This window comes from Pseudomonas sp. LAMO17WK12:I1, assembly GCF_900177315.1.
GTDB classification, from domain to species: domain Bacteria; phylum Pseudomonadota; class Gammaproteobacteria; order Pseudomonadales; family Pseudomonadaceae; genus Aquipseudomonas; species Aquipseudomonas marginalis.
This window is the reverse complement of the sequence record NZ_FWZV01000006.1, coordinates 1-21809: the sequence shown is the minus strand read 5'-3', so window position 1 is coordinate 21809 and position 21809 is coordinate 1. Positions and strand designations below refer to the sequence as shown.

Genomic DNA, 21809 nt, shown 5'->3' with positions numbered 1-21809 from the left:
ATCAATCGTAAACAACACGGCCAGCAGCCTGCGGCTGTCTGTCTAAAGTCGGCCGGGGTGAAGTAACGGTGTCAGGTGCTTACGAGGCGATGGGCGGGGCGCGGCTGCGGGCGCCGGGGAAGATGCTCTGCCGGGCATGGCCCAGGCGCGGTGCGGGGGTAAGGGCATTGGCCGGCGGCGGGGTACCGATGGCCGTGAATGACACGCTGCCGGGCAGGGCCGGGCAACTGTAGAGCAAGTCGCAATAGCCGCACTTGGACCAGAGCGCGTGGTGTTCGTCAGGGGCTTTCTTGTGATGGACGTCGCCGTGGTCGCCGGGCATGTCCATGGACATGTTCATCGACATACCGGCGTGATGATCCATCGGCATCGCTTGGGAAATCAGCGGACCGATAAAGATCATCAGCATGGCGAACAGGCTGATCCAACTGCCGCGCTTCACGCGGCGGTGTGGGGATAGCCTGGCGCGAGGGGCGCCCATCTGGAGTCAGTCTATTGAGGGTGCTTGTGCGCGTGGCCGGCCATCGGCGGTACTTTCTGTACCGACACTTCCACCTCGACCTTGCCGGCTTTTTCAAAGGTCAGGGTCAGCGGGAATTGCTTGCCATCGGCCAGCAGGCTGCGGTCCTTGAGGCCCAGCAACATGACGTGATACGCCATGGGCGCGAAGGTCAGGTCACCCTTGGCCGGTACGGCAACGCTGGGGACTTGCTGCATCTTCATCAAGTCGCCCTGCATCACATGCTCATGCAGCTCGGCCTTGTCGGCCACTGGTGTGTCGACACTGAGCAGGCGGTCCGGGGTAGCGCCGGTGTTATGAATCACGAAATACGCGGCGACGGTGGGCGCGTTGGGCGGCAATTCCTGGGACCAGGGATCGCTGACCAGCAGGTCGCCGGCCTTGTAGTCTTCGGCATTGGCAGCACTGAACACCGGCAGCAGCAACGCAGCCAGAAGCAGGGAAGATTTAAGCATGGCAGTTCTCCAGAACGGTTCTAAACGCAGTTCACTTGCGAAGAAGATCAGGACGTTGGAGAGGCGCGGGGGTTAAGGCTCGGCCATTGCTGGCGCGGGGTGGGGGTTTGCAATGGGGTGTGTGGTTGACGCTGTACCGTCTCGAATCGCGTGAGATACAACTGCGGCACATGCCCCGGCAACGCCACCAACGGCGCCGAGCCCGAGCAACACCAGCAATGCTGCATGGTGGAATGATCGTCCGGCTGCGGCGCCGGAATCTCCAGCTTGCCCAGGGCAATGGTCTTCAGGCTGGCGCCATTGGACGAACAGAAACTGCCCCACAGCAATTGCTGCACGGGGTCCTTGGATTGTTGCATCGCGCTGGCCATTGGCATGGCAAAGGCGTTGAACAGCACTGCAAGGCAGGCGATCCAGGCAATTGCAAAGCGTTGACGGGCCATGGCGGACAATCCGTAGGGTTAAACGATCAGGCGGGTATTTAGCCTGATCGGGGGGGATAAGTAAAAAGTGGTGGTGTGGTTTGGTGTCGCAGTGCTGGGTTTGAGGATAGACGGGGAATCGAGAGGATGCCGATCTTCAAGTCAACGCCCCTCCCACATTTTGGATTGTGTGTGGCTATTGCTTCGCGTTGAGCCTGCGAGTCGCGCGGGCAATGTCGGCTCGCGCCACCTTGATCAATGAGCCATCGCCTGGGTCTTCTTCGATACAGGCTTCAAGGAAAGCATCCATCTCTTCTTGTGTGTGGAGATGGTCAGCAGCGTCGAAAACTGTGAACGTCGTCTTTCTGTCAGATAGGTATTGGGCTTTTTCCAGCCATTGGTTTAATCGAGCTGCGACTTCGGGTTCATCCAATTTTAGTTCGTCGGCCTCAAGGCTTAGCGCGTGCGCGAACTCTGGGTTCGCGATTATGTGCTCGATAATTGTGCTTTCAGCAGGTCGAGTCAGGTGCTGCGTACGGGGTTTGTTAGTCATGTGAACCTCATGTTTACGCCGTAGGACAAAGCGTCGAGGATCATCGCCAAGGGTATGCGGTTCTAGGTAGTCAGCGGGTTCCGTTACGCATGTAGGTAAATTCTCCTTGATCCGCCGCGCAGCCCGAATATGAGGTCGTTCCACAGAAACTTCCGACAACTCTTTGAGGTTGCCGGTAGGAAACTCAATCTCTAGTCTTCGTACACCGCTGCAAATGCCGCGGACGGGCGTCGCGGCCCGACTTCCTAAGAGCAAAAGCGCTATCGTCTGCTTTCAGTTGATGCTTTTTTATCGTCTACTGTGCGGCGCTATGGCGGCTGTGCGCGGGATACCTTTGGGTATGCCGGGTTGCCTCGGGACCGGTCCGCGAACCTGCGTACAGCTGCCACCCTATCGCGTCGCGGCGAATCAGTGGCAGCTCCACATTCCTGAGGAGCTTCACAATGATCAAACCCACCCCCAATCCCCCCGTCCGGCTGTTCACCGTGGCCGATGGCATCAGCACCGAAGACCTGTTGGTCAACCTCAGCGAAACACTTGCCTCGGCCAACGCGCTGAGTTGCGACCTTGCCTTTAACCTGGAAGGCGCACCACGCGAGGAATTACTGGGCGTTGCGCAGTTGATCGAGCTGGCACAATTGCTCGCTGACAGGGTGCACGAAGGAGCAGGGCAGGCAACCGCCGCGAGTAGTTAACAAGTTCGATGAGCGATCGTTCCTGCGCATATGTGTGGGAATGATCGTGTGGCAGGTCTTAGACCTCCCAGCTGGCTTCCCGTATATGATTGAAGTTGACGACATCTACGCAGTGCTGATGAGCAAACCCAGCGACTCTGAGATCGTCAGTCAAAACCAGATAGTTATCTTTTGCTGCGGCAACAATGCCAACGTCGGTAAGGCCGTAGGGTGAAAGCTCATAATCGCGACTTATATCCAAGGCTGGATGATGGACCTCGATTATTGTTGATAGTGAGTTTTTTAACGTTGCATAAAAATCGCGCAGCTTGTTTCCATGAAGTCCATTTGTCAGGTTGCTGACTTCAGCGAGAATGTGAGGGGTTGAAACAAGTTTTTCGAACTGGTCAATCACTTTGAGCAAAAGTTGATAGTCTGCATCGCTGTAGCCGCGTGTTCTCTTGAACTCCACGATGCTGGACGTTCCTCCTATCAGTGCCAGAAGCAGCAAGTTAGTATCAACGATGATTCCTTTTCTTCGGTATTGCTTGATGTAGGCTTCGATCATACTTCGCGAATCTTCATGGAGCGGAACTCGCCAGTCTCCGAGTCGATGATGAATGTTTTGTATTTTCTTGCATGCATTTGTCCGGCTAAAGATGCGCCTAGCCTTTCATAGTTATTAGGGGTGGGGACATTGAAGCCCAGTGTTATTGCCCAGGTTTTATTGTCTGGGTCTAACTCTACTTCCTCAAGCATCAGGTCTTGTAGTGCTGTTTCTTGCCCGAGAAAGTCGTTTGCGACCGCCTTGGCGAGTTGTACGGCTTCTTTAACTTCTATCATGTCAGCTCCTGAATACCGTTGGGCCTGGCTTGAACTGTTCCTGGAGTTTAGCACTTCGTGTTGTGGGTTCATCGCCGTCCCTTGAGGTAACAAAAAGATTGGATAGAGGGTGGCGGATGATCCTGATCTATCGAATGAAATCTGCCAACGAATCGATTGTTTCTGCGGGCGACAAAAGCTCCCGATCCACCGCCGCCAACACCGGCCGCTTCAACACCAACACCGGCACCCCCCGTTCCCGCGCCACTTCCAATTTCGGCTCGGTGGCGGTGCTGCCACTGTTCTTGCTGATCAGCACATCGATCCCACGCCGTTCAAACAACGCGCGTTCATCTTCGATCAGAAACGGTCCGCGCGCGCCGATCACTTCACAGCGATCATTCCCCGGATACACATCCAGCGCGCGCAACGTCCAGAACTGCTCGGCGGGGATTTCGTCGAGATGCTGCAATGGCTCGCGACCCAAGGTGAACAGCGGACGCTTGAAGGGTTTCAAGGCGTCGATCAACTCAGCCCAGTCACTGACCTCCCGCCAGTCATCGCCGACCTGCGGCTGCCACGCCGGGCGACGCAATGCCCAACACGGCACACCGCTCAACCGTGCAGCCTCGGCGGCATTGCGGCTGATCTGCGCCGCATACGGATGGGTCGCGTCGAGGATCAGGCTGATCTGTTCGTCGCGAACAAACTGCGCCAACCCTTCGGCGCCGCCATAACCGCCGACACGCACCTGGCAGGTAAGATCGGTAGGCACACGCCCCACACCCGCCAGGCTGTAGATATGCGCCGGCCCCAAGGTGCGCGCTATAGCCAGCGCTTCGGTCACACCGCCCAGCAGCAGGATGCGTTTCATCGCGGCTTGACCACTTCCAGCAGGGTGATTGGAAGCGCCTGGCGCCACGTATCGAACTCACCCAGTGGCTGGGCCTGAGCGACGTGGATGCGCGTCAGTTCGCCGCCATGCGCCGCGCGCCAGTTCATCAAGGTCATTTCGCTTTGCAGGGTGACGGCATTGGCCACCAACCGACCCCCGGGGCGCAGGTGTTGCCAGCAGGTGTCGAGCACGCCGTCGCGGGTGACGCCGCCGCCGATGAAGATGGCGTCGGGAGCTGTAAGGCCGTGCAACGCTTCCGGGGCTTTGCCACGAATCAACTGCAAACCGGGCACGCCGAGGGCGTCGCGATTGTGTTCAATAAGGCCCTGTCGGCCTTCGTCTGCTTCAATTGCCAATGCTCGGCAGCTCGGATGGGCGCGCATCCATTCGATACCGATGGAGCCGCTGCCCGCACCCACGTCCCACAGCAGTTCGCCGGGCATCGGGGCGAGGCGGGCGAGGGTCATGGCGCGCACATCGCGTTTGGTCAGTTGGCCGTCGTGCTGGAAGGCGGAATCGGGCAAGCCAGCGAGGCGCGACAGACGTGGTGTGTCGCTGGAGGCCACGCAGTCGATGGCGACCAGGTTCAAATCGGCGACACAGGCGTGCTGCCAATCCTCAGCCAAACCGTCGATGCGCCGCTCATTTGCGCTGCCCAGGTGTTCAAATACTGTCAATCGGCTGGGCCCAAACCCGGATTCAGCCAACAACGAAGCAATCAACGCGGGACTGCCGCCGTCATTACTCAGTACCAATAAACGCACACCTGTGGCCAGATGCGCATTGATCGCCGCCACTGGCCGGGCCACTACTGACAGCGTCACCACCTCCTGCAACGGCCAGCCCAGCCGCGCCGCCGCCAACGACACCGACGACGGCGCCGGCAAAATCAGCAGTTCTTCAGCCGCCACCTGTCGCGCCAGGCTGGCCCCCACGCCATAAAACATCGGGTCACCACTGGCCAGCACGCACACAGGCTCGCCACGCCGCGCCAGTACCGGTTCCAGGGAGAACGGGCTCGGCCACACCTGGCGCTCACCGCGAATACACACCGGCAACAGGTCCAACTGGCGCTGACCACCTATAATCCGCGAAGCGCGCAACAGGGCATGCCGGGCATTCCTGCCCAGCCCCTTGAAGCCGTCTTCACCGATGCCTACAACCGTCAGCCAGGGCGACATATCAATTCCTTGAGCGACATCCGACGGGCAGGCTTTTCATGCCGCCGGACAAAGCAGGCATAATACCGCGCCTTTACCCGTCAACCGGTAGCCCCGTGAACCCAACGCCCGCTGTGAATACCTTGCGCCCCTCGGCTTGTCCGGGGTTGCTGCGTATCGTCCAGGCGCTGGATGGCGGCATCTGCCGGATCAAACTGGCCGGTGGCTCGATCAGCGCCGCCCAGGCCTGTGCCGTGGCAGACGCGGCCCAGGCCTATGCGGGCGGGGTGATCGAGGCGACCAACCGCGCCAACTTGCAGATACGTGGGATCGGTGCCGAGCAAGACGCCTTGATCGCCATGCTGCTGGCCGCCGATCTGGGCCCGAGTAACGCCGCTGGCGATGACGTGCGCAACCTGATGCTCAGCCCCAGCGCCGGTATCGACCCGCAGATGCTGTTCGACACCCGGCCGCTGGCCGAGCAGATTCTCGCCAGCCTGCAAAACCGTCCGCGTTTCCATGAGCTGTCGGCCAAGTTCGCCGTGCAACTGGATGGCGGCGAGGCCCTGGCGATGCTCGAGCATCATCATGATCTGTGGCTGTCGGCGTTCGTACGCAATGGCGAGACGCTCCTTGCGTTCGGCCTGGCGGGTTGTCCAGGGCAGGATGCGCCGTTGGCCGCCGTGCCGTTGGCACAGGGCCATGGGTTGGTGGTGGCGGTGCTGGAGGCGTTTCTTGACCTCGCCACCCCAGAACAAACCCGCATGCGCCACCTGGCTGTGGATAAGTTGCTGAGCCGCCTCAGCCTGCCGCTGCTGCCGGCCGATGGCTTCAAACGCCCGCCCAGCGGCGCTTTGCTGCACCTCGGGAGTTATCCACAGGCTCAAAGCAATCAATTCTACGTCGCGGCCATCGCACCCTTGGGGCGCCTGGATTCGACGATGCTCACAGGCGTGGCGCAGCTCGCCAGCGAATATGGCGACGGCACCGTGCGCTTCACCCCCTGGCAAGGTGTGTTACTGCCCAACGTCGAAAAACCTCACGCCGTGACCCAACGCCTGGCGCAACTGGGTTTCCTCTGCACCGTCGACCAACCCTTGGCCCGCGTGATCGCCTGCACCGGTTCCAGCGGCTGCGCCAAAGCCCTCGCCGACACCAAGCCCGACGCCGTGCACTTGGCCGCGCTGCATCCCGGCCATGACGTGCACCTGTCCGGCTGCTCGCGTTCCTGCGCCGCCGCACATATCGCGCCGGTCACCTTGCTGGCGGTGAGCCCCGGCCACTACGACCTGTATTTTCGCGATGCAGCCCACCCCGGTTTCGGCCGGCTGCACGCACGCACCCTTTCCATTGAAGCGGCGGGCGCCTTGCTGCGCGCTCACCCACGGAGCAACACCGATGATTGATTACATCCGCGACGGTCAGGAGATCTATCGCAACTCCTTCGCCATTATTCGCGCGGAAGCCAAGTTGGAGCGTATCCCGGCCGACCTGGAGAAACTCGCGGTGCGGGTGATCCATGCCTGCGGCATGGTCGAGGCCATTGATGGCCTGCAGTTCTCCACCGGTGCGGGCAAGGCCGGGCGCGATGCGCTGGCCGCTGGTGCGCCGATTCTGTGTGATGCGCGGATGGTCTCCGAAGGCGTGACCCGTGCGCGCCTGCCGGCCAACAACCCGGTGATCTGCACCCTGCGCGACGACAGCGTGCCGGAGTTGGCGCGGGAGCTGGGCAATACCCGTTCCGCTGCGGCCCTGGAGCTGTGGCGTCCGCACCTGGAAGGCAGCGTGGTGGTGATCGGCAATGCGCCGACGGCGTTGTTCTACCTGCTGGAAATGCTCGACGCGGGTGCACCAAAACCGGCGTTGATCCTCGGCTTCCCGGTCGGCTTTGTCGGCGCGGCCGAATCCAAGGCGATGCTGGCAGCGGACAGCCGCGGCGTACCGTTCGTGATCATGCAGGGCCGCCTGGGCGGCAGTGCCATGGCCGCCGCGGCGGTGAATGCGCTCGCCACGGAGGTCGAATAATGCCGGCACGCGGACGTTTGATCGGCCTGGGCGTCGGCCCCGGCGACCCGGAACTGATTACCCTCAAGGCCCTGCGCCTGCTGCGCGAATCGCCGGTGGTGGCGTATTTCGTGGCCAAGGGCAAGAAGGGTAACGCCTTCGGCATCATCGAAGACCACCTGGTGCCACAGCAAACCCTGATGCCGCTGGTGTACCCGGTGACCACCGAAGCGCTGCCGGCGCCGTTGTCCTATGAACAAGTGATCAGCGACTTCTACGACACCGCCAGTGTCGAGGTGGCCGTGCACCTGGACGCCGGTCGCGACGTGGCGGTGATCTGTGAAGGCGACCCGTTCTTCTACGGCTCCTATATGTATTTGCATGACCGCTTGGCCGAGCGCTACGAAGCCGAGGTTATCCCCGGTGTGTGCTCGATGCTTGGCGGCGCCTCGGTGCTGGGCGCGCCGTTGGTGTATCGCAACCAGAGCCTGTCGGTGCTGTCGGGCGTATTGCCCCACGAAGACCTCAAGCGCCGCCTGGCGGATGCCGACGCGGCGGTGATCATGAAGCTGGGGCGCAACTTCCCCAAGGTGCGCCAGGTACTCGAAGAACTCGGCCTGGCCGAGCGCGCACTGTATGTGGAGCGCGCGACCATGGCCAACCAGAAAATCGTGGCGCTGGACCAGGTGGAGCCGATGTCTTCGCCGTACTTCTCGCTGATCATCGTGCCGGGTGAACGGTGGCAAGGTTGATGACCCCGGCGATTGTCATTCTGGGCCAGGGCAGCCTGGCCACCGCGCGCAGGATCCAGCAGGTTTACCCTGGGGCACTGATCCACGGCCTGGCCGGGCGGGTTGAGGGGGCGGACCAGCCTTACGGCGAATTCGGCGCGACCCTGCGTCAGCTCTACCAGCAGGGCACGCCGCTGATCGCCCTGTGTGCGGCCGGCATCGTGATCCGCACCCTGGCGCCGCTGCTGCTGGAGAAAGGCGAAGAACCCGCCGTGCTGGCCGTGGCGGAAGATGGCAGCGCCGTGGTGCCGTTGCTCGGTGGTCTTGGCGGTGTGAACGTCATGGCGCGGGACATCGCGGCAGCACTGGGTGTCGCTGCGGCGATCACCACCAGTGGCGAGCTGCGTTTCGGCACCTGCCTGCTCAACCCGCCTGCGGGTTATGAGCTGGCAGACCTGGAACTGGGCAAGCGCTTCGTGTCCGACCTGCTGGCGGGCGAAAGCGTGCGCATCGAAGGTGCGGCACCGTGGTTGGACCAGGCGAATTTGCCTCAGGACCAACAGGCGCATCTAGCCATTCACGTGGGCAGTGCCGAGCGTGTGCCTGCCGCCAACGAGTTGCTGATCTATCCAAAGACGGTGTGCGTGACCTGCAAGCCGGGTGCGCAGTTGGCCGAGCGTGTGCGCGCGGCCTTGCACGAGGCGGGTATTGCCGTGCAATCCCTGGCGTGCCTGTTGGCCAGCGATACGCAGATGGCTGACCCGTCGTTGCACGAAGCCGCGTCGGCGTTGGGCGTCCCGCTGCGCTTTGGCGGCGTTACCCAGGCTGCCGATATTGTCATCGAGGTGGCTGACCAACCGCTGGAGCTGGCCCAGGTTGGCCGCCGCCGCGGCCGCCTTGCCGTGATCGGCCTGGGCCCTGGCGCCGCCGAGCTGATGGTGCCGGCGGTCAAGGCCGAACTGGCGCGCTGCACCGATGTGCTGGGCTATGAAACCTACGTGCGCATGGCCGGGCCGTTCCGTGACGATCAGGTACAGCATTGCACCGATAACCGCGAAGAGATGCAGCGCGCCCGCCACGCCTTCGAGCTGGCCGCCCAGGGGCGTTCGGTGGTGGTGGTGTCGTCCGGCGACCCGGGCGTCTTCGCCATGGCGGCGGCGGTGATCGAGGCGTTGCACGAGTCCGGCGATCCGGCGTGGCATCAGGTCGACCTGGAAATCCTGCCGGGGGTTTCGGCCTCCCTGGCCACTGCCGCCCAGGCCGGCGCGCCGTTGGGCCACGACTTTTGCGTGATGTCGCTGTCGGACAACCTCAAGCCCTGGTCGATCATCGAAAAGCGCCTGGACCTCGCGTCCCAGGCCGACCTGGCCCTGGCGTTCTACAACCCGATCTCGCGTTCGCGGCCTTGGCAGCTGGGGCGCGCCCTGGAAATCGTCGCGCAACACCGCAGGCCTGAGACCCCGGTGGTGCTGGGTCGCGATATCGGTCGCCCCGGCCAGACCCTGCGCGTCACCACCCTCGGGCAACTCACGCCAGACCAGGTGGACATGCGCACCATGGTGCTGGTCGGCTCATCCACTACCTGCACATTCCCTCGCGCCGGTGGCGGTGAATGGGTGTACACACCGCGCTGGTACGGTGCAAAACCCGCCTCCTGAAAACGCCTGGATGGCTGCACGAAAGCTCCGAATGACAATGGGTGATCACCTGCTGTTGCTCGGGGCTTTTTCTTTTTTGAGTGACGAAAGCCGGAAGGCCACGAGGGGCGCCCTGTCATTGCTGGGCAGCGTTTTTTGCCGCGTTCCGGCAAGCGATGTTTGTGGCATGGAAGAGCCGCCGCTGACTGGACTAGTGTGGACACAAGCCCCGAGCCGGGGTGTTTGTGGAGAACTGAAATGGAGCGACATCACAGAAGGATCAACAACACAAAACGGCGCAAGTTGATTGCGCGCTACACATTGCCGAGGGCGCGAGGTGCGCAGCCCTCATTGCCGCTCGACACGGAGGACGACTGCAACGCGGCGGTGGTCAACAACAGCGTGATTTCGTTTGCCGAGGGGCTGTCCGGGTTGAACCGGGAATACATCCGCAAAAGCTATCTGCTGGCCAGCAGCTACGTCAGCGATGTATTGAAGATCCAGCGAGGTACCGAGGCCTGGTACGACGAATTTATCAAGGTGATGATCAGCCTGGGCTGGCTGCCGGTGCGCAGCAGTTTCAAGCGGGTCTCACAGTCGGGCAAGGGCCTGACCGTGCAATTGGCGGCGCTGAATATCATCGCCACGATACTGGCGGGGGCGTCGGTTTCGGGACCGCTGGTTACGGCGCTGCCGAAACTGGCAGCCGATGCGCTGGAGGCACTGAAGCAGCAACCGAGTTCATTCGAACTGTTCAAGCGCAACAGTACGGTGCACCAGGGCGGTGATTTCGGCCTGGCATCCTGCGCCGAAACCGACGGCGAATTGATGATGGTGCTGGTGACGTACAGCACCCAAGGCGTGAACAAACAGGTGGGGCTGCCGTTTCTGGAGTGGGACAGTTCCTCGTTCGAGGCCTTCAGCGGGCAGACCTGCCTGGTGCTGAATACCTCGATGGTCAACGAAAAAACCATCCAGCTGATGCGCGAGAGCGCGGGCGACAAGGTGCAGTCGGCGATCGCCAAATACCGGATCTAAGGCACCAGGTAGCCGCGCACCCCGGTAAAGATGATTTGCGCGGCGAGGGCACACACGAACAATCCCATCAACCGACTGACAATCTGCAAGCCCTGGTCACCGAGAATCCGTTCGATACGGTTGGACAGGTACAGCACCACACCGACCGTGAGGCTGGCCAGGGCGATGCTGAGGATGGCCGTGATCTTGTCATCCCAGTGCGGTTGGCTGACGCCCATGACCAACAGCGCACCGATGGTGCCGGGGCCGACCGTGAGGGGAATGGTCAGCGGCACGATGGTCACGTCCTGCTGCACATTGTCGGTCTGCACGGCCGACTTGCCCTGGGCCATGCCCAGGGCGGAGATAAACAGCACACTGCCGGCGCCGATGCGAAAGGCATCCACGGTGATGCCGAACACGCTGAAGATCACCCGGCCGAACAGGTAGAGCAACACGCTGGACACCAGGGTCGCCAGCGCTACTTTCCAGGCCAGGCGCCGCCGCTCTTTACTCGAATAACCACGGGTCAGGCTGATAAAGCAGGACAGCACGAAGAACGGGCTGTAGAGCACCAGCATCTTCAGGTAAACGCTGAATAACACGTGGAGCATGGGGGGGGCTCGCGGGCGGGGAAAGTGTGGAGAGTCTATCAGGCGCCAGAGATCAAATGTGGGAGGGGGCTCGCCCTAATTCCAGTCAGTTACAGTGTTCGCTCTTGACTGAAGCAAGCCCCTACCCAGATTGGAATTGCATTTAAAGTCAGGACGGGGCGTGTTCAGGCCGTTGTTGACGCTGCGCCACCCAGAACTCCACCAACTCACGCAATTGTGATAACTCCACCGGCTTGGCCATGTGCCCGTCCATCCCCGCCTGGCGTGCGCGCTCTTTGTGCTCCGAGAGGATATGCGCCGTGAGCGCTACCACGGGGGTACGAATGCGCTGGTGGCTGACTTCCCACGCCCGCAGTTGCTGGGTGGCCGAGAAACCATCGAGAACCGGCATCTCACAGTCCATCAACACCAGGTCATAACGCTGGGCCTTCATCGCCTCTAGGGCTTCCTCACCGTTGCTGGCGGTATCCGGGTCGAGGTTGAGCTTGCCGAGCATGCCGCGAATCACTTTGGTGGAGATGCTGTTGTCTTCGGCCACCAGGATCCTGAAGTCGCTGGGCACGGTCACCGCCGCCGGGACGCTGAGGGGCGGACGGGGCTGCACGCCACCTTTGCTGCGTTGGGTCAACTCGTCGGCCAGGGTGGTCTTGAGGGTGTAACCGGCAACCGGCTTGGCGAGGATGCGCTTGATCCCGCAGTTACGCGCGATGATCTTGCTCGGCGCATTGCTGATGCCGGTGAGCATGATCAGCAGGATGTCGTGGTTCAGGCTCGGGTCTTCCTTGATCTTCGCCGCCAGTTGCATGCCGGTCATGCCGGGCATGTTCTGGTCCAGCAGCACCACATCGAAGTAATCGCGCAGGTGCGCCTTGGTCCGCAGCAACGCCAAGGCCTCTTTACCCGACGGCACGGCGCTGACATTCAGGCCCCAGGCCGAGCATTGCTGCACCAGCACTTTGCGGCACGTATCGTTGTCGTCCACCACCAGCACGCGCGCGCCTTTGAGCGGGCCGTCGAGGTCGGAGGTGGGGTGTTCCAGGCGTTCCGGGTCCAGCGGCAGCGTCAGCCATAGCGTGCTGCCCTGATGGCTGCCGCTCTTGATGCCGAACTCACCGTTCATCAACAGGATCAACTGGCGCGCGATCACCAGGCCCAGGTGGCCGCTCAAGCGGGTGGCCGAGAGGAAGTTCTTGCTGTGCAGCTCGCTGTGCAGCAGGGCCTCGCGTTCAGCGGCTTCCATTGGCAGGCCGCTGTCCTGCACGGCAATGCGCAGGCGCGGCTTGGTGCTGCGGTCGTCCAGGGCGACGACGATCAGCACTTCGCCTTCGTCGGTTTTGTGCAGGGCGTTTTCCAGCAGGCTCAGCAGCGCCTGGCGCAGGCGGGTCGGATCGCCGCTGATGACGCGGGGTACCTGGGGCTGGATGAAGCTGATCAACTCGACGTTCTGCTGCTCGGCCTTGGCGCGGAAGATGCTCAGGCAGTCTTCGATCAGCGCATTGAGGTCGAATTGCACGTCATCCAGCTCGATCTGCCCGGATTCGAGCTTGGAGATGTCGAGGATCTCGTTGATCAATGTCAGCAGCTCGTTACCGGCGCTGTGGATGGTTTGTACGTAGTCGCGCTGCTTCACCGACAGTGGCGTGCCCAGCAGCAGTTCGGTCATGCCCAGCACGCCGTTCATGGGGGTGCGGATTTCGTGGCTGATCTTGGCCAGGAATTCGGCCTTGGCGGCGATCTCGGCATTGCTGGCGGCCAGGTCGCGGCTGAGGCTGAAGCGGGCCTCGACAATCGCACGCTGGCGCTCGCCCAGGGCCAGGCTCATCAACAGGCCGCTCAGGCAGATGAAGGCCAGCAATGTGACGATCAAACCCTGGGGCGACACCATCGTCAGCCCCAGCAACGCCGGGAGAATGATCAGCGTACCAATGTTGAACACCACCATGCCCGCCACGAACAAGCGCGCCGGGCGATAGCCTTTCTGCCAGTGATACGCCGAGACAAACAGCATGCTCAGGCCCGCCAGGGCCACCAGCGCGTAGGTGATGATGTTCAGCGGCAGGGTACTGACGAACAACAGCAGCAGGCCGCACAGCACGATAAACAGGATGTCGGCCATCAACAGCTTGTTCAGCGGGTGCGGACCCAGGGGCATGAAGAAGCGATAGGCAAACATCAGCCCGCAGGGCGCGGTCAGCAGCAGGGCCAGGTAGGCGCCCGGGGTCTGGACCGCGTGCCAGTTCGGCAGCCATGGGCCTACCAGGTTGAGCAGCAGCGCCAGGCTGAGCATCAGCAGCAGTTCGCAGGCCGCCAGCCACAGGCTGCTGCGCGAGCGGTGGTAAGCGAAGCGCGTGAGGTTGTGCAGGATCAGCATCAGCAGGCAGCCGAACAGCAGGCCGTAGATCAATGTCTGGGTCTGGTCGGCGGCGGCCAGCACGGCCGGTTCCAGGGTGATATAGGGGCGCAGTTCGTGCTCGGAAACCAGGCGCAGGTAGACGTCGAGGGTCTGTTGGCTCTGGGGCATCGGCAGCATGAAATCGTTGCTGGGCAGCGGGCGTTCCGCCTGGGGCTGGCGGTTACCGCTGCTTTGTTGCTCGATCAGGGTGTCGCCGTCCAGCACATAGAGGCTCAGGTGCGCCAGGTCCGGGGCGAATACCCGCAGCACCTGCTCGTGCTTGCCGGGTTGCAGCTTGAAACGTACCCACAACGCACCGTCCGGTTCCGCGGCGGTAATGCGGTCCAGTTCGATGGGGCTGAATTGATTGGTGTAGCGCGAGGAGCGGATGTCGCTCAGCTGCAGGTCGGCCTGTTCATCAAGCAATACTGCCCAGCCACTGCCTTGCGCGGCGGCCTGGGCCGGGAACAGGCAGAGCAGCGTCAGCAGACTGACAGTGAAACCTATGGCGATCCTGAGCCAGCGCACGGCGAAATCCCTTCGTAGGTTGATGCACGGTTAACTATGCGCGGGGAGGCCTGTATACGGCAAGGGCCAGAAGCCCTTGCCTAACCGAACGGATAGCTAGCGTTACAGGCTTTCGCCACGTTCACGGGCAATGGCGCGGTAGCCGATGTCCGTGCGGTAGAAGCAGCCTTTCCAGTCGATTTTTGCAGCCAGCTTGTACGCCTGTTGCTGTGCGGCGTCGACGCTGGCACCCATGGCGGTGGCGCACAGCACACGGCCTCCGGCGGTCACGACCTTGCCGTCCTTGAGCGCGGTGCCCGCATGGAACACCTTGCCTTCCAGGGTAGCAGCCGCGTCCAGGCCTTCAATCACATCGCCCTTGGCGTAGTCGGCCGGGTAACCACCGGCGGCCAGCACAATGCCGACGCTCGGACGTGGATCCCACTGCGCTTCAACCTTGTCCAGGGCCTGGGCCAGCGCGGCTTCCACCAGCAGCACCAGGCTCGATTGCAGGCGCAGCATCACCGGTTGGGTTTCCGGGTCGCCGAAGCGGCAGTTGAACTCGATGACTTTCGGGTTGCCGGCTTTGTCGATCATCAGGCCGGCGTAGAGGAAACCGGTGTACACATTGCCTTCATCGGCCATGCCACGCACGGTCGGCCAGATCACCAGGTCCATCACGCGCTGGTGCACCTCGGCGGTCACCACCGGGGCAGGGGAGTAGGCACCCATGCCGCCGGTGTTCGGGCCAGTGTCGGCGTCGCCGACGCGTTTGTGGTCCTGGCTGGTGGCCATCGGCAGCACGTTCTTGCCGTCGACCATCACGATAAAGCTGGCTTCTTCGCCGTCGAGGAATTCCTCGATGACGACGCGCGAACCCGCGTCACCAAAGGCGTTACCGGCGAGCATGTCACGCACGGCGTCTTCGGCTTCCTGCAGGGTCATGGCGACGATCACGCCTTTACCGGCGGCCAGGCCGTCGGCCTTGATCACGATCGGCGCGCCTTTTTCACGCAGGTAGGCCAGGGCGGGCTCGATCTCGGTGAAGTTCTGGTAGTCGGCCGTCGGGATCTTGTGGCGCGCCAGGAAATCCTTGGTGAAGGCTTTCGAGCCTTCCAGCTGGGCCGCGCCGGCGGTTGGGCCGAAGCAATCCAGGCCGCGGCTGCGGAACAGGTCTACGACACCGGCAACCAATGGCACTTCCGGACCGACGATGGTCAGGGAGACGTTTTTCTCGGCGAAGTCGGCCAGTTGCTCAAGGGCCAGTACGTCGATGGCGACGTTTTCGCACTTGGCTTCGATGGCGGTACCGGCGTTGCCGGGGGCGACGAAGACTTTCTGGACCCGTGGGTCCTGGGCAACTTTCCAGGCCAGGGCGTGTTCACGGCCACCGCTGCCAATGATCAAAACATTCATTTCAAAAACCTCAAATTCTGTAGGCGCTGCACGAGCGCTTTAATGTGGAGCCGGACTCTTGTGGCGAGGGCGCTTGCTCCCGTTCGACAGCGCAGCTGGAGCCCGCTTTTGGGGGCGCTTCGCACCCCAGCGGGAGCAAGCTCCCTCGCCACAAAACCGGCTGCCACATTTCGCTCGAGTTGGATCAGTGACGGAAGTGGCGCATGCCGGTGAAGACCATGGCAATGCCGGCTTCATCGGCAGCGGCGATCACCTCGGCATCACGCATCGAGCCGCCCGGTTGGATCACGGCAGTCACGCCGGCTTTCGCGGCGTTGTCCAGGCCATCACGGAACGGGAAGAATGCATCCGATGCCATCACCGAGCCGGCCACCTGCAAACCGGCGTGCTCGGCCTTGATCGCGGCGATACGCGCCGAGTTCACGCGGCTCATCTGGCCAGCGCCGACACCGATGGTCTGGCGGTTCTTGGCGTAGACGATGGCGTTGGATTTAACGTACTTGGCCACTTTCCAGGCGAAGATCAGGTCGTTGATCTCTTGCTCGGTCGGGGCGCGCTTGGTCACTACCTTGAGGTCTGCGCTGCCGATCATGCCGATGTCGCGGCTCTGTACCAGCAGGCCGCCGTTGACGCGCTTGTAGTCCCAGGCAGCGGCAGTTTCAGCCGACCACTCGCCGCAGGCCAGCAGGCGCACGTTGGCTTTGGCCGCCACGATGGCGCGGGCTTCTTCGCTCACGGAAGGGGCGATGATCACTTCGACGAACTGACGCTCGACGATGGCCTTGGCCGTCTCTGCATCCAGTTCACGGTTGAACGCGATGATGCCGCCGAACGCGGATTCGGTGTCGGTGGCGTAGGCCAGTTCGTACGCCTGGCGAATGCCACCTTCAGCGTCCGGGCTCACGGCCACGCCGCACGGGTTGGCGTGCTTGACGATCACGCAGGCCGGCTTGACGAAGCTCTTCACGCATTCCAGCGCGGCGTCGGTGTCGGCCACGTTGTTGTAGGACAGTTCTTTGCCTTGCAGTTGGGTCGCAGTGGCGATGCCCACTTCGGCAGGCTTGGCTTCCACGTAGAACGCCGCGCTCTGGTGCGGGTTCTCGCCGTAGCGCATTTCCTGGGCCTTGATGAACTGGCTGTTGAAGGTGCGCGGGAACTGGCTGCGGCCTTCTGTGCTCAGGGTTTCGGCGGCCTGGTTCACGGTGCCCATGTAGTTGGCGATCATGCCGTCATAGGCGGCGGTGTGTTCGAACGCCTTGAGCATCAGGTCGAACCGCTGGGCGTAGGTCAGGCCGCCGGCTTTCAGGCTTTCCAGCACCTGGGCGTAGTCGCCGGCGTTGACCACGATGGCCACGTCTTTGTGGTTCTTGGCCGCCGAGCGAACCATGGTCGGGCCGCCGATATCGATGTTTTCGATGGCGGTCGGCAGGTCGCAGCCCGGCTTGTTGATGGTGGCTTCGAACGGGTAGAGGTTGACGGCCACCAGGTCGATCGGCTTGATGCCGTGCTCGGTCATGATGGCGTCGTCGATGCCGCGACGGCCGAGGATGCCGCCGTGGATTTTCGGGTGCAGGGTCTTGACGCGACCGTCCATCATTTCTGCGAAACCGGTGTAGTCCGCCACTTCCACTGCGGCCACGCCGTTGTCCTGCAGCAGCTTGAAGGTCCCGCCCGTGGAGAGGATTTCCACGCCCAGGGCTTCCAGCTCCCGGGCAAATTCGAGGATCCCGGTCTTGTCGGAGACACTGATCAAGGCGCGGCGGATCGGCAGGCGGGTAGTCTGGTCGGTCATTTCAATTTCCATCAAAAGCAAAGGAGTCAGCAAAAAAGGCGACCGGTTTTACGCGGGCGCCTTTCTGGTTTGATTGAATGCTTACAGCAAATCGTATTGCTTGAGCTTTTTGCGCAAGGTGCCACGGTTGAGGCCCAGCAGCTCACTGGCTTTGGTCTGGTTGCCCTTGACGTAGTTCATCACGCTTTCGAGCAGGGGCGCCTCGACTTCGGAGAGCACCAGGTTGTACACGTCCGTGACGGAAGCGCCCTCAAGGTGGGCGAAATAATTATGCAGCGCCTTCTCGACACTCCCGCGAAGGGTCTGGCCTTCTTCGCTCGGCGTGTTGAGGTGCTGTTTCAAATTGACGTTGTCGCTCACGGGTGTTGTTCCACTCACTAAAGTCTCGGTCATCATCGTCATGCGGCCACCCATTCTCCGTCCCCTGCTCTCAGGCTCTTGTCTCGTTCGGCAAAAAACTCACGAACGGCGGTGACCTGTGCTTGCGTTTCATCCAAACGATTGAACCCGGCGCGAAACTCCCTGGCGCCTGGCAGGGTTGCGAGATACCAACCCACATGCTTGCGAGCAATACGCACGCCCATCACCTCTCCATAGAAGGTGTGAAGTGCAGCCAGATGCTCTAGCAGAATACGTTCCACCTCGACCAGTTCCGGCGCCGGCAGGACTTCACCCGTACGCAGGAAATGCTCGACCTCACGAAAAATCCACGGCCGCCCCTGGGCGGCCCGGCCAATCAACACACCATCGGCACCGGTGGCGTGCAGCACGCGCCGGGCTTTTTCGGCCGAGTCGATGTCGCCATTGGCAAATACCGGCATCGACACCGCCTGCTTGATCGCGGCGATGGTGTCGTACTCGGCTTCACCGGTGTAAAGGTCGGCGCGGGTGCGACCATGCACCGCCAGCGCTGTAATGCCTGCCTGTTCGGCGATCTTCGCCACCGTCAGGCCGTTCTTGTTGTCCCGGTCCCAACCGGTACGAATCTTCAGGGTCACCGGCACATCCACTGCGGCAACAACGGCCTGCAGGATCTCGGCAACCAACTGCTCATCTTTCAACAGCGCGGAACCGGCGGCCTTGTTGCAGACCTTCTTGGCCGGGCAGCCCATGTTGATATCGATGATCTGTGCGCCCAACTCCACGTTGGCCCGGGCTGCATCCGCCAGCATCTGCGCATCACCGCCGGCGATCTGGACCGAGCGGGGCTCGGGATCACCTTCGTGGATCATGCGCATCCGCGATTTGCGGGTGTTCCACAAGCTCATGTCGCTGGTGACCATTTCCGAGACTACTAGACCCGCGCCCAAACGCTTGCACAGCTGACGAAAGGGCTGGTCGGTGACGCCCGCCATCGGGGCGAGAATCAAGCCATTCTGCAATGTATATGGGCCGATGCGTACCGCCGACATAGGACTTCCCTGTTGTGGGGCCGGATCATTAGAGTTCGAAAAAGGGTTGGCATGATACCCGCTCTCGATGACTGGATAAAGGCTGAATTGGATAAAATCTGAACAGTTATTTCTTTATCGCCGCCGGTTTGGATGGGCGGGGCCCAGTCAATACTCCACCGTCAAGCGACGGTGTGTAGGCCGATTCACTCGGGCGAGTGGAAGCTCAGGCTGTAATTCACGGCTTTATTGCCCGGATCGAGGATATCCAGGGAGATATGGATCGGGGTCTGTGATGGCATTTCGCTCACCCCGGCCAATTCGCCGCTCAGGTATTCGGCGGGCTTGAAGCGACGACTGGCAATCAGGTTGCCGTTGAGGTCGGCGAAACGCAGTTCCAGCAGCGGAAAGGGCTGGGAGAACGTCGCGCGGTTATAGATGATCGCATCCACCACCAGCGCCCCGGCGAACTCCGGGTGGCTGCGTACCACCAGGTTACTGCTCTTGATATGGGCGATATCGACCCGCGACGGCACCGTGCAGCCCAGTGTCGGGCACAGTTGCTGGAACCACGGGCGGTAAGCGTCCTGGCGGGCCAGATCGTCGAACTGATAGGCAATGTACTGCGCGGCCAGGCCGGCGGCGGCGATCAGTACCAGCAGCATCCAGATCAGGCGACGGCCCAGGCCCTGCGGGCGTTTTTGCGCGTACAGGTGCAGAGGGTCGTCTTCCAGGTCCTGGAGCAGGTCGTCATGGACGCCGGCCTCGGGGCGTGGGCGCTTGCGACGGGGTTGCGCGCGCTCTTCGGGCTCCGCTTCATCCGCTGCCGCTGTCAGGGGCGTGAACGGAGGGTCGATGTGTTCATCTTCCGGGGTTGAGCGCAGCGCGGGCTCATCGTCGAGGTGCAACGACATGGAGGGCTCGGTGCGCTGCCGGGTCGCAGTGGCTTTGGTCGGTTCAGGTTCGTCTTCGGCGGCGGAGGCGCGTTCTTCAGGCGGTTCGCTGAACAGGCTGGCGGCCCATTTTTCTTCTTCGGCCTTGACGGTTTCGCGGCTGGCGCTGAGGGCGTCTTCTTTCTGCCGACGGTCGGCACCGGGCTGGCGGCGTTCCGCGCCCACGGGCAGTGTGTGCTGAATCTCGCGGCGTTCCAGCTTGGCCAGTTCCTGGTCCAGGTCCAGGTTGTCCAGGTCCAGCTCTTCGGCGCTCCATTGCTTCTGGCTGATTGCCCGCTGTGGCTCAGGCGCGGCTTCGCGCACGGGCTCGATCGTGGTCGGCTGCTCCGGCGCAGGCGCCTGGGCGCGCTGCTCCAGCAGCTGGCGGGCAGCGTTGAAGACTTGCAGGCACGAGCCGCAGCGAACCACGCCGCGAGCCACGCTCAATTGGGCGTGGTTGACGCGAAAGCGGGTTTGGCAATGCGGGCACTGGGTGACGAAACTGTCGGTCATGCGGCCATCCGATTCAGGCAAGCGCTCATTCTAGCGCCGACGTCCGCTGATGCGTACCCAGCCATCACGGTTAGCGATCGGATCCAACTCGAAATCCTTGGCGTAGGCGGCGGCGACATCTTCGCCCTGCTCGGCGAGGATGCCCGACAGCGCCAGGCGCCCGCCCGGCTTGACCAGGCTCGACAGTTGCGGCGCCAGGGACACCAGCGGGCCGGCGAGGATATTGGCGACCAGCACGTCGGCCTGCACCTGGGGCAAATCCTGCGGCAGGTAGAGCGGGAATTTGCCTTCAGGAATGTTGTTGCGCCCGGCGTTATCCCGGGACGCTTCCAGGGCCTGCACGTCGATGTCGGTGCCCACGGCTTCCTTGGCGCCCAGCAACAGGGCGGCAATCGCCAGGATCCCCGAGCCGCAGCCGAAATCCAGCACGTGGCTGTCCGTCAGGTCCTGGCCGTCCAGCCACTCCAGGCACAACGCGGTGGTGGGGTGGGTGCCGGTGCCGAATGCCAGGCCCGGATCCAGCAGCAGGTTGACCGCGTTCGGCTCCGGGGCGGCATGCCAGCTCGGCACGATCCACAGGCGCTGGCCGAAGCGCATCGGCTGGAAGTTGTCCATCCAGCTGCGTTCCCAGTCCTGGTCTTCGATGATTTCGCTGTGATGCTCGGGCAACGGGCTGCCGGTGAGCAATTCCATATGGGCCAGTACGGCGGCGGCGTCGGTGCCGTCTTCGAACAGGGCCAGCAGATGGGTGTGGGACCACAGCGGGGTGGTATTCAGCTCGGGTTCGAAGATCGGCTGGTCTTCGGCGTCCATGAAGGTCACCGAGACGGCGCCCACTTCGAGGAACGCGTCTTCGTAGGTTTCGGCTTGTTCTGGGCTGATGGCGAGACGGACTTGCAGCCAAGGCATGGCGGGCACCTTTGAAAAAAATGAGTGTGCAGCGGGGTAGGCTGCGAAAGCGCGCAAGTTTACGCGAGCGGCGGGCAGAAGACGACACTACTGACTGCACGCCGGTCAAATGTGGGAGGGGGCTTGCCCCCGATTGCAGTGTGTCAGTCTCAGCATCTGTAACTGATCCACCGCCATCGGGGTGTAGAACCGTAGACATCGTTTACATCTGAAACCGGGGACATCGTTTACACATTTGAGGCCTGGACGCGGGTCATACCTCGTCCAAGCCTCCCCAAGGGATAATCACACAGGTACAAATCCCAAGCATCATCTTCAGCTTCTTTGAGCCCTATCCTTTCCCCGGACAGCGCCTCGCTGATAAATACCAACTTGCCGTTCCACTTGATCGATCCGTCCTGCCTGACGCTTCGAACTTTCATTTCTGCCGGATATTCCACATCGGGCAAGCAC

22 protein-coding genes and 1 pseudogene are annotated in these 21809 nt (G+C 62.1%); 6 read left to right on the top strand and 17 right to left on the bottom strand.

Going from position 1 to position 21809, the window contains the following annotated elements; all coding sequences use genetic code 11:
• Positions 1-79: 79 nt before the first annotated feature.
• From B9N88_RS12540 to B9N88_RS12525, 4 genes are all read right to left on the bottom strand, one after another.
• The gene (locus B9N88_RS12540) at positions 80-481 is read right to left on the bottom strand and encodes a DUF2946 domain-containing protein (protein WP_027607740.1); all 402 of its coding nucleotides are present in this window, start codon (positions 479-481) and stop codon (positions 80-82) included.
• Positions 482-492: 11 nt separating this feature from the next.
• On the bottom strand, positions 493-975 hold the full coding sequence (locus B9N88_RS12535) for a copper chaperone PCu(A)C (RefSeq protein ID WP_027607741.1): 483 nt from the start codon (positions 973-975) through the stop codon (positions 493-495).
• A 47-nt stretch (positions 976-1022) separates the two neighbouring features.
• Positions 1023-1418, bottom strand: coding sequence for a DUF2946 domain-containing protein (locus B9N88_RS12530; protein WP_027607742.1), 396 nt, complete (start codon positions 1416-1418; stop codon positions 1023-1025).
• A gap of 175 nt (positions 1419-1593) precedes the next feature.
• Positions 1594-1950 (bottom strand): helix-turn-helix domain-containing transcriptional regulator, encoded by a 357-nt coding sequence (locus B9N88_RS12525; protein WP_043293782.1) that lies wholly within the window; start codon positions 1948-1950, stop codon positions 1594-1596.
• Positions 1951-2393: 443 nt separating this feature from the next.
• Between B9N88_RS12525 and B9N88_RS12520 the strand changes: the two genes are divergently transcribed.
• Positions 2394-2645, top strand: coding sequence for a DUF6124 family protein (locus B9N88_RS12520; protein ID WP_027607743.1), 252 nt, complete (start codon positions 2394-2396; stop codon positions 2643-2645).
• A 58-nt stretch (positions 2646-2703) separates the two neighbouring features.
• Here the strand turns inward: B9N88_RS12520 and B9N88_RS12515 are convergent, their stop codons facing one another.
• The 4 genes from B9N88_RS12515 to B9N88_RS12500 form a co-directional block, all read right to left on the bottom strand.
• The gene (locus tag B9N88_RS12515; protein WP_027607744.1) at positions 2704-3192 is read right to left on the bottom strand and encodes a PIN domain-containing protein; all 489 of its coding nucleotides are present in this window, start codon (positions 3190-3192) and stop codon (positions 2704-2706) included.
• On the bottom strand, positions 3189-3467 hold the full coding sequence (locus B9N88_RS12510; protein ID WP_027607745.1) for a hypothetical protein: 279 nt from the start codon (positions 3465-3467) through the stop codon (positions 3189-3191). The genes B9N88_RS12515 and B9N88_RS12510 overlap by 4 nt, the downstream gene beginning before the upstream one ends.
• A 127-nt stretch (positions 3468-3594) precedes the next feature.
• Positions 3595-4320, bottom strand: coding sequence for a cobalt-precorrin-6A reductase (locus B9N88_RS12505; RefSeq protein WP_027607746.1), 726 nt, complete (start codon positions 4318-4320; stop codon positions 3595-3597).
• Positions 4317-5522: a bifunctional cobalt-precorrin-7 (C(5))-methyltransferase/cobalt-precorrin-6B (C(15))-methyltransferase gene (locus B9N88_RS12500; protein WP_027607747.1), complete on the bottom strand. Its 1206-nt coding sequence runs from the start codon at positions 5520-5522 to the stop codon at positions 4317-4319. The genes B9N88_RS12505 and B9N88_RS12500 overlap by 4 nt, the downstream gene beginning before the upstream one ends.
• A gap of 38 nt (positions 5523-5560) precedes the next feature.
• Between B9N88_RS12500 and cobG the strand changes: the two genes are divergently transcribed.
• From cobG to B9N88_RS12475, 5 genes are all read left to right on the top strand, one after another.
• Positions 5561-6907 carry a precorrin-3B synthase gene (gene cobG, locus B9N88_RS12495; RefSeq protein WP_027607748.1) on the top strand — a complete coding sequence of 449 codons (1347 nt, stop codon included), beginning with the start codon at positions 5561-5563 and terminating at the stop codon, positions 6905-6907.
• Positions 6900-7526: a precorrin-8X methylmutase gene (locus B9N88_RS12490; protein ID WP_027607749.1), complete on the top strand. Its 627-nt coding sequence runs from the start codon at positions 6900-6902 to the stop codon at positions 7524-7526. The genes cobG and B9N88_RS12490 overlap by 8 nt, the downstream gene beginning before the upstream one ends.
• Positions 7526-8257, top strand: a complete 732-nt coding sequence (locus B9N88_RS12485; RefSeq protein WP_027607750.1) for a precorrin-2 C(20)-methyltransferase — start codon at positions 7526-7528, stop codon at positions 8255-8257. The genes B9N88_RS12490 and B9N88_RS12485 overlap by 1 nt, the downstream gene beginning before the upstream one ends.
• Positions 8257-9894, top strand: coding sequence for a precorrin-3B C(17)-methyltransferase (gene cobJ, locus B9N88_RS12480; RefSeq protein WP_027607751.1), 1638 nt, complete (start codon positions 8257-8259; stop codon positions 9892-9894). The genes B9N88_RS12485 and cobJ overlap by 1 nt, the downstream gene beginning before the upstream one ends.
• A 237-nt stretch (positions 9895-10131) precedes the next feature.
• Positions 10132-10911, top strand: a complete 780-nt coding sequence (locus tag B9N88_RS12475; protein WP_027607752.1) for a hypothetical protein — start codon at positions 10132-10134, stop codon at positions 10909-10911.
• On the opposite strand, the gene B9N88_RS12470 is transcribed toward B9N88_RS12475, so the two are convergent.
• From B9N88_RS12470 to B9N88_RS32735, 9 genes and pseudogenes are all read right to left on the bottom strand, one after another.
• On the bottom strand, positions 10908-11504 hold the full coding sequence (locus B9N88_RS12470; RefSeq protein ID WP_003217330.1) for a MarC family protein: 597 nt from the start codon (positions 11502-11504) through the stop codon (positions 10908-10910). The genes B9N88_RS12475 and B9N88_RS12470 overlap by 4 nt on opposite strands.
• 148 nt (positions 11505-11652) lie before the next feature.
• Positions 11653-14424: a hybrid sensor histidine kinase/response regulator gene (locus B9N88_RS12465; protein WP_027607753.1), complete on the bottom strand. Its 2772-nt coding sequence runs from the start codon at positions 14422-14424 to the stop codon at positions 11653-11655.
• Positions 14425-14526: 102 nt separating this feature from the next.
• On the bottom strand, positions 14527-15819 hold the full coding sequence (purD, locus tag B9N88_RS12460; RefSeq protein ID WP_027607754.1) for a phosphoribosylamine--glycine ligase: 1293 nt from the start codon (positions 15817-15819) through the stop codon (positions 14527-14529).
• A 184-nt stretch (positions 15820-16003) separates the two neighbouring features.
• On the bottom strand, positions 16004-17611 hold the full coding sequence (purH, locus tag B9N88_RS12455; protein ID WP_027607755.1) for a bifunctional phosphoribosylaminoimidazolecarboxamide formyltransferase/IMP cyclohydrolase: 1608 nt from the start codon (positions 17609-17611) through the stop codon (positions 16004-16006).
• A gap of 81 nt (positions 17612-17692) precedes the next feature.
• The gene (gene fis / locus B9N88_RS12450; RefSeq protein WP_002555375.1) at positions 17693-18013 is read right to left on the bottom strand and encodes a DNA-binding transcriptional regulator Fis; all 321 of its coding nucleotides are present in this window, start codon (positions 18011-18013) and stop codon (positions 17693-17695) included.
• The gene (gene dusB, locus B9N88_RS12445; RefSeq protein WP_027607756.1) at positions 18010-19023 is read right to left on the bottom strand and encodes a tRNA dihydrouridine synthase DusB; all 1014 of its coding nucleotides are present in this window, start codon (positions 19021-19023) and stop codon (positions 18010-18012) included. The genes fis and dusB overlap by 4 nt, the downstream gene beginning before the upstream one ends.
• Positions 19024-19208: 185 nt before the next feature.
• Positions 19209-20447 carry a DUF3426 domain-containing protein gene (locus B9N88_RS12440; RefSeq protein ID WP_027607757.1) on the bottom strand — a complete coding sequence of 413 codons (1239 nt, stop codon included), beginning with the start codon at positions 20445-20447 and terminating at the stop codon, positions 19209-19211.
• 30 nt (positions 20448-20477) lie between these two features.
• Entirely contained in the window at positions 20478-21356 is an 879-nt protein-coding gene (gene prmA, locus B9N88_RS12435; protein WP_027607758.1) for a 50S ribosomal protein L11 methyltransferase, read from the bottom strand.
• Between the two features lie 227 nt (positions 21357-21583).
• Positions 21584-21809 (bottom strand): annotated as a pseudogene (locus tag B9N88_RS32735) (IS481 family transposase); the annotation flags it as partial.